Genomic DNA, 12,110 nt, shown 5'->3' on the forward strand with positions numbered 1-12,110 from the left:
TACTTGATTTATTTGTTTATAATCCGCTTAGTGACAGACGTATTACTTGCGAGATTATATATTGTAAAAAAGTAAATTCCTCCTTCTAGACCTTCTAGGCTTAAACTTACTTTAGTTCTCGCCATAAAGGTATTTTGTTTAATCAACACCCCACGTATATCATAAATTTTATACCCTGATAATGGAACTTGACTTTGTACACATAGGAAATCATCTGTTGATTTAGGTTATAACTTAAACGTTGCATTACATTTTTCCTCTATGGACAATAATGGCTAAAAATTCCCACCTTTAGGACCTAAAAGATAGGCATCAAAAGATTCACCATTCTCAAATGCATCAGGATCCTCAACACCTGTTAACAGCATAATTACTGCTTGACCTGAATAATCTGGAAACCCCGGAGCTTCCAATTCCAAAGTCGTATAGTACTCAAATGCCGAAAGGACATTCCCACCGATACCATTAAAGTCTGCAGCATTGTGAATGAATTGGATCTCGGCATTTTGAGCTTTTAGACACGATATCCAATAAACTAATATGACCGTAGTGATTAAAATTTTCCTCATAATAAGTACCTTAGATAATTAAAGACACTTATTTTGAAAAAGAAAATCCTACTCCTAGGCTCAGGAGAACTCGGTAAAGAATTTGTAATTGCCGCACAGCGCATAGGCCAGACCGTAATTGCGGTAGACAGTTATGAAAACGCACCAGCAATGCAAGTTGCACACGGTTATGAAGTCATTAATATGCTAGACGGCGATGCGCTGGATGCTATTGTTGCCAAACACAAACCAGACTACATCGTTCCCGAAATCGAAGCCATACGCACAGAACGTTTTTACGAGTATGAAAAGCAAGGATATACAATAGTACCCAGTGCCAAGGCTGCAAATTACACTATGAACCGAAAGGCCATACGAGACCTCGCTGCAAAAGATTTAGGACTAAAAACGGCGAAATATGAATATGCCACTTCCGCGAAAGCGTTAAAAGAAGCTGTAAAATATGTCGGAATGCCATGCGTCGTGAAACCCTTAATGTCCTCTAGCGGAAAAGGACAATCTACCATAAAAACCGAAGCCGATATCCAAAAGGCCTGGGAATATTCCCAAGAAGGCTCCAGAGGCGATGTCGCCGAAGTTATAGTAGAGGCCTTTGTAAACTTTAATTATGAAATCACCTTACTCACAGTAACGCAGCGCGATGGCAAAACACTCTTTTGCCCACCCATAGGACACCGCCAGGAACGTGGTGATTATCAGGAAAGTTGGCAACCCGCCACAATGGAAGACATACATCTCAAAACTGCCCAGGATATGGCCGCGCAGGTCACAGAAGCTTTGGGAGGCGCAGGACTCTGGGGTGTAGAATTCTTTATAGCAGATGATGGCGTTTACTTCTCTGAGCTCTCTCCCCGACCACACGATACTGGAATGGTAACTTTAGGAAATACACAAAACTTTAATGAGTTTGAATTACACCTGAGAGCAGTTTTAGGATTGCCTATTCCCGAGATTACACAAGAGCGTATTGGAGCCAGTGCGGTTATTCTGGCAAGCGCTCATAGTGACAATCCTCGTTTTGAAGGAATTGAAACGGTCGCTATTGCTCCAAAGTCAGACTTTAGGTTATTTGGAAAACCGAGTTCTCGACCATATCGCAGGATGGGTGTTGTGGTTGCCTATGATGACTTAGGTGGAGATATAGAAACTGTGACGAAACGAGCTAAAGAATTGGCGGGAAAGGTGCGGGTGTATTAACAAACGTGTTAAAGAATATGGATTGTAAACCAAATTGCACGTATTACAATCATTACATTATATCTATATTAAAATCTATTATCTAAATAGTGACTGTAAATGGGAATGAACATTTTCGGATTTAAGCGCAAAAAAGAATATACGGCAGAGGATATTTTAGAACAACTTGATAGGTGCGCAAACGATTTCACTTTTCCAATGCTTGATAATGGATATATCTATCCTGTTCACTCGAAGTTGAGCGCATACAGAGATGGTAATCGCTGGGCTTTAATTATTGAGGTTATAGGATTTAATTATCGTAGTGGCGGACACAATGGAATTAGCAACTGTTTGCACACATACGGAAACTGTATTGACACAAAACCTGGAACTGATAACGCTAATTTTCTTTATATAACGGATAGTAGTTCAGATCATCCAACTTTCGATGACGAATACGAAGAAAGTTTAAATCCAAAATCGAAGACTATGATATTGCGAAAAAATGAAATCGCTATTAATCATAATCGGAAATTTTACATAAATAAGGGTATTGAGTTAGAAGAAGATGATAAAATTTTTATTTGGGAATTTTTGAGAGGTTTAGAACCTGAACATAATAAAGACTTTGAGGCAACTGAAAACGAGATTAGAACACGAATCCCAAGGGACCTGCCACAAATTATGGAATTAACCGAATGGAATCATCCTGACTGCGCTGACTCTGAACTTCCTAGTAGAAATGAAACATTTCAGCAAATAGCAAAGGTCTTGGAAACTGGAAATACAGAACTTTACAAGCCGAATGTAAAACCAAATAATCATTGGAAAAATTGGCCTGCTGGAGGAACATTGTAAATTAGTAGGCGCCCTAACTTGCAATTCAGCATACAAATAAGCTGCAACATTATTTAGAAATAAATTAAGCGCAAGCAATCTAAAGCATCACTATCAGCAATATAAAATAAAGAGTTTCATCTTTAATTTCCTTCTATAATTCGAGAAGGAAAATTTAGAATCAATCCCTAATTAAAGGCAACGTACTACATCGTAACAACCCCTCCTGCTTTGCAATCTCTGCATAGGGCACTTCCTCAACAGTAATATCCTGATTGCGCAACCAAGTATTCAATCTGGTGAAATTGCGCTCAGAAATAACAACCTCTGGAGAAATACTGAAGATGTTTGAGTTCATGTTAAACATTTCCTCTGCAGTAATTTCAAATATGTTTTCTTTTCCGTAAAATTTTACCAGCCACTCATACTCTTTCTCTTGTAGAAACCCATTTTTGTGGAGAATGGCTTTTCCTTTTCCCACGGGTTGGAAACAGCAGTCTAGATGAAGTGCGTTGCTGTATGGGTCGGTATTTGATTTCCTTAAATCAAAAGACATCACTTTCTTTCTAGGAAAAAGCTCCTGAATCATTCCTACTGCCAGCATATTAGTTCGGGCAATGATATAGTCTGAATAATCGTCACCACGGTAGGTGCCTATAAAAATGTGGTCATCTGCTAGCATAACATCACCACCTTCAATATGTGCCTCTTCGGGCAATCTAAAAACGTGCGTCGCTGGCACTTGATTTATCACATGCTGTATCGCATCAATTTCCTCTTCTCGGTCTGGAAGAATGTTAGCCTTAAAGAACCTATTGTCAATAACAAAACCAATGTCCCTAGTAAAAATCTGATTAAGATTCTTTATTATTTCTGGCCTAAACACCTGTACATCGTATTTATGAAAAACTGCAGCCACAGCTTCCATCTCTGGCACCATATCTTTTTCTAAGGGATATGTGCCCTCACGCAAGTGAAGTGCAGACTTAGGGTCATAAGCATCCTCCAGTTTTGGTGTAGGACCATTACTTTTGGCAGTTCCTAGGACTACTGCTCTAAGGCGAGAGGTTTCATTCTGTACATTGAGTTTAAGCATAAAGCGAAGATAAAAATTCCAAACCTTAAAATATCAATTTAAAAATTGGAAAATAAATGGAATCATAAACACTGTTATTTTACAAGTGGCACCCAAAATTCTTCTTGAGATAATGGATCCATAGGACCTTTATAATTCTCATCCATATATTCAAACTGAGGACGAGCGTCCAATTCATACGGAGAATGAGGCAACCAATCTGTCATCACATATTTTACTAAATCCCCAAAATCTCGCGGTAGTCCCTGATATTCAAATACAGCCCAATGTCCTTCTGGAATCTGTAAAACTTCCAATCCTTGAGGAATCTTTTTAAAACTCATTACAGCCACTCCTGCCCACTTCTCAAAAAATGTGGTGGGAAGAAATGGCTCCTTCAGGAATGAATCATCGTATATCTGGATACTATAGCTACCAGCATCTGCCCTGTGCACAATTTCCTTTTTACGAGGTCCGAATGATTGCCACAATTGTTGTGTCGTATTTTCTGCAAGAGACATTCGGCTGTGTATCCCAACGATATGGATAGCCTCTCTTTTTATAACTTTTGGGTCTCGGAATAGTTTTGTTTTCACGAAAGTGAAGATAAAATTTTTACGCTTTCGCGAAAGCAAAATGGATTATAAAAAAAGAGCAAGCACAATGCTCGCTCTTTAATGAATAACTTTATACGTTCTGATCTATCTTTTTGAAACTTCTTTGAATTCTCTAAAGTTTTCTCCGGTATACACTTGACGTGGACGACCTATAGGTTCTTTGTTTTCCCTCATCTCTTTCCATTGTGCTATCCATCCCGGAAGACGGCCTAAGGCAAACATTACCGTAAACATCTCTACAGGTATGTCTAATGCTCGGTATATAATTCCAGAATAAAAATCTACATTAGGATACAACTTACGATCTACAAAATAAGAATCTTCCAGAGCTTCCTTCTCAAGACCTTTTGCGATATCAAGAACCGGGTCTTCGATTCCTAACTGATTTAAAACGTCATCTGCAGCAACTTTTATGATTTTTGCACGTGGGTCAAAATTCTTGTACACGCGGTGACCGAAGCCCATCAAACGGAAAGGATCTTCTTTATCCTTTGCCTTAGCCATATATTTTTTGGTATCGCCACCGTCTTCTTTAATACTTTCGAGCATCTCAATAACCGCCTGGTTTGCACCGCCGTGTAATGGTCCCCAAAGTGCACATATTCCAGAAGATATAGATGCAAATAGTCCCGCGTGTGATGACCCTACCATACGTACTGTACTTGTCGAACAGTTTTGCTCGTGGTCTGCGTGTAAGATGAGTAATTTATCTAAAGCGTCTATAACAGCTTTATCTACTTTGTATTCTTCATTAGGTTTTGCAAACATCATTTTGTGCAGATTCTCAACGTAGCCTAGCGAGTTATCGCCATAGTCAAGTGGCTGGCTTTTTTTCTTGCGCATAGCCCATGCAGCAAGAACAGGAAACTTAGCAAGTAATTTTACTATGGTCCTGTACATATCTTCTTCTGAATCTACATTTACCGAAGATGGGTTGAAGGCTATAAGGGCAGACGTTAATGCGCTCAAAACACCCATAGGATGAGCTGATTTAGGAAAACCATCTAGGATTTTCTTCATGTCCTCGTCTACGTGCGACTCAGCCTTAATGTCTTTATCAAATTTATCTAGTTGAACCTGAGTCGGAAGTTCTCCAAAAATCAATAGGTAAGCTACTTCTAAAAAGCTTGCTTTTTCTGCTAGTGCCTCAATAGCGTAACCACGGTAGCGCAAAATTCCTTCTTCACCGTCTAAAAAAGTAATTGCGCTCTGACAAGATCCAGTATTTTTATAACCAGGATCAATTGTAGTGACACCTCCTGTTGCTCCTCTGAGCGTTTTGATATCTATTGCTCTCTCCTGCTCAGTTCCTGTAATGATAGGAAATTCATAGCTCTGTCCGTCTATCGTTAGTGTCGCCTTGTCTGCCATTCTCTTATTATCGTTTTATTGTGATTATCTTTTTTTGAGGAATGCTAAATTACGAAAAAAGAGTCGCTTTTATTAACATTTACCTACCACAGCAGGTTAAAAAAAGCTTAAAATGAATTTTCGTTTTATTCCATAAAAAAAGACTTGCACCATAGCACAAGCCTTTTTACCCAACTTCAAAATAAACTCCAGTCTCCTGAAGTATGTTTTTAAAAAAGAACGGGTGACTAACACAAGGTCAAACCGACCCGTTCTCTTACCCAACTTAAAATCGTCATTTACACTTGTTATAGCTCATGGTAATTCTAATTGCCGGGTATGAAGTCATTGAGAAGTGCGATTTCAAAAAAATTCGGGAGAGTGATCTTTTTTAGATCGCTTTCGCGAAAGTAAAACCAATATCAAATCGCAGTAGGTATTCTCTAAGCGACGTTCATAACATTTGGGATTAGAAAAGTAGCTAAAATGCTCACTTATACTGTTTTGTGTGTGTAATATTTTTCTTACTTATTAAAAAATAAAATACAACTATTTGATTATTAATTATTTAAATAAATAAATTTTGTTGAAAACAATACTCCTAGAGGAACAAAAAGATACAAAAAGGAAGATTTCCATTAGAATAAACCAGTAAAACTTACATTTAAACAGGATCAAAATGTCATTTGTCGTTGTTTTACATAAAAAAACCTCTCAATTCTGAGAGGTTTTTAATAAATTTAAATAATCAGTTTTTAGATTTTAAAAGCGTTTTGCTTTGGAAAATAAGCTGTTGTCCCTAAGCTCTCCTCTATACGAAGTAACTGATTATATTTTGCCATACGGTCAGATCTAGAAGCAGAGCCTGTTTTAATCTGCCCCGTATTAAGTGCAACTGCCAGATCTGCTATTGTATTATCCTCCGTTTCGCCAGAACGATGTGACATCACAGATGTGTATCCTGCATTGTGCGCCATATTAACCGCTGCTATGGTCTCTGTAAGGGTACCTATTTGATTAACTTTAATAAGAATTGAATTGGCAATGTTGTTTTTAATTCCTTTAGATAGTCGCTCAACATTTGTAACAAATAAATCGTCACCAACGAGTTGTACTTTATCTCCAATTTTATCAGTAAGATATTTCCAGCCATCCCAGTCATTCTCATCCATTCCATCTTCTATAGAGATGATAGGGTAGTTTGCAGCAAGTTCTGCAAGATAATCTGCCTGCTCCTCGCTTGTTCTTATTACACCTGTATCACCTTCAAATTTCTTGTAGTCATATCTTCCGTTTACATAAAATTCGGCAGCAGCGCAGTCTAATGCCACCATAACTTCGTCTCCCCATTTATATCCAGCTTTTTCTACTGCTAGCTTAATTGAGTCTAATGCATCTTCTGTACCTTCTAGTTTAGGAGCAAATCCTCCTTCGTCACCTACCGCTGTGCTCAATCCTCTATCGTGCAGGACTTTTTTGAGATTATGAAATATTTCTGTACCCATTTGCATTGCGTGCGTAAAGGTCTCTGCTTTTACAGGCATTACCATAAATTCTTGAAAAGCAATTGGAGCGTCACTATGTGATCCTCCATTTATGATATTCATCATAGGAACTGGAAGTGTATTTGCGCTCACTCCTCCGATATAACGATATAATGGCATATTGAGTTCTGCAGCGGCGGCTTTTGCGCAAGCAAGAGAAACACCTAAAATAGCGTTTGCTCCTAATTTTGACTTATTTTTCGTTCCGTCAAGAGCAATCATGGTCTGGTCGATGAAATTTTGCTCAAAAACAGATATACCTAACAATTCTTGAGCTATAATGTCATTCACATTATCTATTGCCCTAAGAACTCCTTTTCCCATATATGCTTTTCCACCATCTCGAAGCTCTACAGCCTCGTGTTCACCGGTAGAGGCGCCAGAAGGAACAGCAGCACGACCCATATAGCCATTTTCTGTGTGAACATCTACCTCTACTGTAGGATTACCTCTTGAATCTAAAATTTGTCTTGCGTGGATATCAATTATCATACTCATATTTTTGGTCTTTTTATATTGTTATAAAGGTACAATATGTCTTATGTTCTTAGATAAAATGTGATGCGTAATCACGATAACGTTTTCGCGAAAGCGTGACTATTTAAATAGAAAAACCTGATGTTTCCATCAGGTTCAAATAACTATGCTGTTACGCTTTTAATGTTGTCTATAAACTGGTCAAAAAGGTAGGTTGCATCATTAGGGCCAGGACTAGCCTCTGGATGATACTGCACAGAAAAACAATTTTTGTTTTTCATTCTAATTCCTGCAACAGTATGATCGTTAAGGTGTACATGTGTGATTTCAAGATCTGCATTTGCCTCTGTCTCCTCACGATTAATGGCAAAACCGTGGTTCTGAGAAGTGACTTCACCCTTACCAGTAAGTAAATTCTTTATAGGATGATTAATTCCTCTATGCCCGTTGTGCATTTTGTAGGTAGAAATACCATTTGCTAGCGCAATTACTTGATGTCCCAGACAAATGCCAAAGAGCGGGTTGTCGTCTGCAATTATATCTTTTGCTACCTGTACAGCATTTTCCAGCGGCTCTGGATCTCCAGGCCCGTTAGACAAAAAATAACCATCTGGATTCCACGATTTCATCTCTTGATAGGTGGTATCAAATGGAAAAACTTTAATGTACGTCCCACGCTTTGCAAGGTTGCGAAGTATATTACGCTTTATACCGATGTCCAAAGCAGCAATTTTAATAGGAGCATTCTCTTCTCCAAAAAAATAAGGTTCTTTTGTAGAAACTCTGGATGCAAGCTCAAGTCCATTCATACTGGGAACCTGGCTTAGTTCCTTTTTTAACACTTCAATATTATCGACCTCCGTAGAAATCACGGCGTTCATAGCTCCATTGTCTCTTATATAAGCTACCAAGGCACGTGTATCTACATCTGAAATTGCTAAGAGGTTATTCTTATTTAAGAATTCTTGTAACGACTCCTGAGCGCCCTGTCTTGAATATGTATAACTGAAGTTTCTACAAATTAATCCTGAAATTTTAACTCCATCTGATTCGGTTTCTTCATCTGTCGCACCGTAATTTCCGATGTGAGCATTTGTAGTTACCATGAGCTGACCAAAATAAGAAGGATCAGTAAAAATTTCCTGATACCCAGTCATTCCCGTATTGAAACAAACTTCCCCAAAAGAAGTTCCCTCTTTATTGCCTACAGATTTTCCGTGAAAAATAGTGCCGTCTGCAAGTAAGATAAGAGCTGGACGGTTAGATTGATATTTCATATAAACATTCTAGTTTGAGTATTGCACCACATTAAATGTTGTACAAAAATAATTGATTTAATTACATAAAAAAAGGGATTTGCCTAAACGACAAATCCCTTTATTATATTATTCTATGATGAAGTGATTACTCTTCCTCATTGCTTGCAACTGGAGTTACTGGTGCGTCAGCTTTTTTACTTCTACCACGACGAGTAGATTTCTTCTTAGCTGGTTTACCTGCATTATAGATTTCATTGTAATCTACAAGCTCAATCATTGCCATATCTGCATTATCCCCTAGACGATTACCTAGTTTGATAATACGTGTATATCCACCTGGACGATCTCCTATTTTTGCTGCAACATCTCTGAAAAGCTCTGTTACTGCATCCTTCTGACGAAGCTTTGCAAATACAATACGACGGTTATGAGTCGTATCTTCTTTTGACTTTGTAATCATAGGCTCTACAAATTGTTTAAGCGCTTTCGCCTTAGCAACTGTAGTATTAATTCTTTTATGTTCTATAAGAGAACAAGCCATATTTGCAAGCATAGACTTTCTGTGAGCAGTCTTTCTTCCTAAGTGGTTAAATTTCTTTCCGTGTCTCATGACATTTGGTTTTTAACATCATCTTGCTCAATCTGCCTCGTGCAGAGAGTAAAATATGATGTTTACTTAATATAATTATTTCTTACGCTTTCGCGAAAGCTTATTAATCCTTATCTAATTTATACTTCGCAAGATCCATTCCGAAGTTTAGACCTTTAACATTAACAAGTTCTTCAAGCTCAGTAAGTGATTTTTTACCGAAGTTTCTAAACTTCATTAAATCATTTTTGTTGTAAGACACAAGATCTCCTAAAGTCTCAACTTCCGCAGCTTTAAGGCAGTTCAGCGCACGAACCGAAAGGTCCATATCAATGAGTTTTGTCTTAAGCAATTGACGCATATGAAGCGATTCTTCATCATACGTCTCAGTTTGTGCAATCTCATCTGCCTCAAGCGTAATACGCTCATCAGAAAAGAGCATAAAGTGATGAATTAATGTTTTTGCCGCTTCAGTAAGAGCATCCTTAGGATGTATTGAACCGTCTGTTATAATTTCAAAAACCAACTTTTCGTAATCAGTCTTTTGCTCAACACGGTAATTTTCAATACTGTATTTTACATTTCTTATAGGGGTATAAATAGAATCTGTAAAAATTGTGCCTAATGGTGCATTAGATTTTTTGTTTTCTTCTGCAGGGACATAACCTCTACCTTTTTCTATGGTAATTTCCATATTTAAATTTACCTTCTTGTCCATATTTGCCACCACAAGTTCAGGGTTAAGCACTTGGAATCCAGAAATAAATTTTTGAAAATCTCCAGCAGTAAGTTGATCAATACCAGAAAGTGAAATAGTAACAGTTTCGTTATCTATCTCTTCTATCTGCCTTTTGAAACGTACTTGTTTAAGATTTAAGATGATTTCAGTTACATCTTCAACTACACCAGCCAATGTAGAAAACTCGTGATCCACACCTTCAACACGTACTGAGGTAATTGCAAAACCTTCTAAAGACGAAAGTAAAACTCGTCTAAGAGCGTTTCCTACAGTTAACCCGTAACCTGGTTCTAAAGGTCTGAATTCGAATTTACCTTCAAAATCAGTAGAGTCAATCATAATGACTTTATCCGGTTTCTGGAAATTTAATATTGCCATATCGTGTTTTCTAGCTTTGGTTAATATTATTTAGAATATAATTCGACGATGAACTGCTCGTTGATGTTTTCAGGGATCTGAAGACGTTGCGGAACAGATACATAAGTCCCTTCTTTCTTATCGTTATTCCAAGTTATCCACTCGTATACGTGCGAAGCATTTTGTAGTGAATCTGAAATAGCTGTAAGAGATTTTGATTTTTCTCTAACTGCAATAACATCTCCTGGTTTAACAGCATAAGAAGGAATGTTTACTAGTTCACCATTTACAGTAATGTGACGGTGAGAAACTAACTGACGAGCACCTCTTCTAGATGAAGATATACCCATTCTATATACCACATTGTCTAAACGACCCTCACAAAGCTGAAGTAAAACCTCACCCGTAATTCCTGGGGCACGGTTTGCTTTGTCATAAAGGTTTCTGAACTGACGCTCTAGAATCCCATAAGTGTATTTTGCTTTTTGCTTTTCGGCCAACTGTATTGCGTATTCAGATTTCTTTCCTCTACGTCTGTTGTTACCGTGTTGTCCTGGAGGATAATTTCTTTTTTCAAAAGATTTATCTTCTCCAAAAATCGCTTCACCGAATTTACGGGCGATTTTAGTCTTGGGACCAGTATATCTTGCCATTTCTTAAGTTGTTTGTTAAAGGGGGTAAGGAATTAAGGTCAATCCTTCGCAAACCGTGCTCCCTTCAGATATTTATACTATTATAATTAATTAAACGCGACGTCTCTTAGGTGGACGACATCCATTGTGTGGCATAGGTGTAACATCAATAATTTCTGTTACTTCTACTCCGCCATTATGAATTGCACGAATAGCCGACTCACGCCCGTTACCAGGTCCTTTCACATAAACCTTAACTTTACGTAAACCTGCTTCGTGAGCAACCTTTACACATTCTTCCGCTGCTACCTGAGCTGCATAAGGAGTATTTTTCTTAGAACCTCTGAAACCCATTTTACCGGCAGATGACCAAGAGATTACATCTCCCTTTTTATTTGTTAAAGAGATAAGGATGTTGTTAAATGAAGCAGAAACGTGAGCTTCTCCTACAGACTCAACAACAACTTTACGTTTTTTTGCACTTTGCTTTGCCATTACTTCAGGTATTATTTAGTTGCTTTCTTCTTGTTTGCAACAGTTTTACGTTTTCCTTTTCTAGTACGCGAGTTATTTTTAGTACGTTGTCCACGAAGTGGAAGACCCACACGGTGACGTATACCACGATAACAACCAATGTCCATAAGACGTTTGATGTTTAACTGAACTTCACTACGTAATTCACCTTCAATAGTGTAAGTACCTACTGCGTCACGTATACGACCAATTTCATCATCGTCCCAATCTGAAACTTTTTTACTCACGTCCACCTTTGCTTCTGCTAAGATTTCTTGTGCTCTACTCTTTCCGATTCCAAAGATGTAAGTTAATGCAATTACACCTCTCTTTTGTTTTGGGATATCTATCCCTGCAATTCTAGCCATAACTA

General features: G+C 38.0%; 13 protein-coding genes and 1 pseudogene. 2 read left to right on the forward strand and 12 right to left on the reverse strand.

The genetic code is table 11. The features are described from left to right. Window positions 1–8: 8 nt before the first annotated feature. Window positions 9–200, reverse strand: a pseudogene (locus tag EAX61_RS16740) (T9SS type A sorting domain-containing protein); the annotation flags it as partial. Window positions 201–275: 75 nt separating this feature from the next. Continuing rightward, on the reverse strand, window positions 276–569 hold the full coding sequence (locus EAX61_RS04090; protein WP_121916402.1) for a hypothetical protein: 294 nt from the start codon (window positions 567–569) through the stop codon (window positions 276–278). A 33-nt stretch (window positions 570–602) separates the two neighbouring features. On the opposite strand from EAX61_RS04090, the gene purT reads away from it, so the two are divergent. Together purT and EAX61_RS04100 are read left to right on the forward strand one after the other, a co-directional pair. Then, window positions 603–1,766 (forward strand): formate-dependent phosphoribosylglycinamide formyltransferase, encoded by a 1,164-nt coding sequence (gene purT, locus EAX61_RS04095; protein WP_121916403.1) that lies wholly within the window; start codon window positions 603–605, stop codon window positions 1,764–1,766. Between the two features lie 99 nt (window positions 1,767–1,865). Beyond that, window positions 1,866–2,606: a DUF7003 family protein gene (locus EAX61_RS04100; RefSeq protein ID WP_121916404.1), complete on the forward strand. Its 741-nt coding sequence runs from the start codon at window positions 1,866–1,868 to the stop codon at window positions 2,604–2,606. A 160-nt stretch (window positions 2,607–2,766) separates the two neighbouring features. Here EAX61_RS04100 and EAX61_RS04105 read toward each other — a convergent pair whose 3' ends face one another. From EAX61_RS04105 to rpsM, 10 genes are all read right to left on the reverse strand, one after another. Next, complete coding sequence (locus EAX61_RS04105) at window positions 2,767–3,681, reverse strand: dimethylarginine dimethylaminohydrolase family protein (protein ID WP_121916405.1); 915 nt, start codon at window positions 3,679–3,681, stop codon at window positions 2,767–2,769. Window positions 3,682–3,755: 74 nt separating this feature from the next. Continuing rightward, the gene (locus EAX61_RS04110) at window positions 3,756–4,256 is read right to left on the reverse strand and encodes a GyrI-like domain-containing protein (protein WP_161555189.1); all 501 of its coding nucleotides are present in this window, start codon (window positions 4,254–4,256) and stop codon (window positions 3,756–3,758) included. A 105-nt stretch (window positions 4,257–4,361) separates the two neighbouring features. Beyond that, the gene (locus EAX61_RS04115; protein ID WP_121916407.1) at window positions 4,362–5,648 is read right to left on the reverse strand and encodes a citrate synthase; all 1,287 of its coding nucleotides are present in this window, start codon (window positions 5,646–5,648) and stop codon (window positions 4,362–4,364) included. A 734-nt stretch (window positions 5,649–6,382) separates the two neighbouring features. After that, a complete protein-coding gene (eno, locus tag EAX61_RS04120) occupies window positions 6,383–7,669 on the reverse strand; it encodes a phosphopyruvate hydratase (RefSeq protein ID WP_121916408.1) in 1,287 nt (428 codons plus the stop codon). 143 nt (window positions 7,670–7,812) lie between these two features. Continuing rightward, entirely contained in the window at window positions 7,813–8,925 is a 1,113-nt protein-coding gene (gene carA / locus EAX61_RS04125; protein ID WP_121916409.1) for a glutamine-hydrolyzing carbamoyl-phosphate synthase small subunit, read from the reverse strand. A gap of 127 nt (window positions 8,926–9,052) precedes the next feature. Continuing rightward, window positions 9,053–9,517, reverse strand: a complete 465-nt coding sequence (gene rplQ, locus EAX61_RS04130; RefSeq protein ID WP_121916410.1) for a 50S ribosomal protein L17 — start codon at window positions 9,515–9,517, stop codon at window positions 9,053–9,055. Window positions 9,518–9,620: 103 nt separating this feature from the next. Continuing rightward, entirely contained in the window at window positions 9,621–10,613 is a 993-nt protein-coding gene (locus EAX61_RS04135) for a DNA-directed RNA polymerase subunit alpha (protein ID WP_121916411.1), read from the reverse strand. 26 nt (window positions 10,614–10,639) lie between these two features. Continuing rightward, entirely contained in the window at window positions 10,640–11,245 is a 606-nt protein-coding gene (gene rpsD / locus EAX61_RS04140) for a 30S ribosomal protein S4 (RefSeq protein ID WP_121916412.1), read from the reverse strand. Window positions 11,246–11,335: 90 nt separating this feature from the next. After that, window positions 11,336–11,719 (reverse strand): 30S ribosomal protein S11, encoded by a 384-nt coding sequence (gene rpsK, locus EAX61_RS04145; RefSeq protein ID WP_121916413.1) that lies wholly within the window; start codon window positions 11,717–11,719, stop codon window positions 11,336–11,338. An 11-nt stretch (window positions 11,720–11,730) separates the two neighbouring features. Then, a complete protein-coding gene (gene rpsM, locus EAX61_RS04150; protein WP_121916414.1) occupies window positions 11,731–12,105 on the reverse strand; it encodes a 30S ribosomal protein S13 in 375 nt (124 codons plus the stop codon). Window positions 12,106–12,110: the final 5 nt, after the last annotated feature.

It is taken from the genome of Dokdonia sinensis (assembly GCF_003688895.1).
Taxonomy (GTDB): domain Bacteria; phylum Bacteroidota; class Bacteroidia; order Flavobacteriales; family Flavobacteriaceae; genus Dokdonia; species Dokdonia sinensis.